The sequence below is a fragment of the Pseudomonas sp. PDM22 genome, from assembly GCF_014851965.1.
Classification (GTDB): domain Bacteria; phylum Pseudomonadota; class Gammaproteobacteria; order Pseudomonadales; family Pseudomonadaceae; genus Pseudomonas.
The window spans coordinates 1-255 of sequence record NZ_JACVAR010000068.1 but is presented as its reverse complement, the minus strand read 5'-3'; the positions used below and the strand labels follow the sequence as shown (position 1 = coordinate 255).

Here is a 255-nt window from a genome sequence, read left to right as displayed (position 1 = left end):
CGGCAAGGCGACCGGCGAGTTCAAGGCCGGCGACACCGTCAGCTTCACCCTCAACGGCACCGACTACAGCGCCAAGGTAGCGGCTGACGGCACCTGGAGCGTGAAAGTGGCCGGTGCCGACCTGGCTGCGGAAACCAGCATTGACGCCATCCTGGTGGCCCATGATGAAGCTGGTAATGCCACCGAAGTACCGGGAAGCCGTTCCTACAGCGTGGATCTCACCCCGCCGGTAGCGACCCTGACCATCAACGTGGT

Annotated in this window: 1 protein-coding gene; it reads left to right on the top strand. The window is 63.9% G+C overall.

The window, feature by feature from the left end; all coding sequences use genetic code 11:
* On the top strand, positions 1 to 255 hold a 255-nt coding region (locus IB255_RS30685; protein WP_192211309.1), incomplete at both ends, for a hypothetical protein.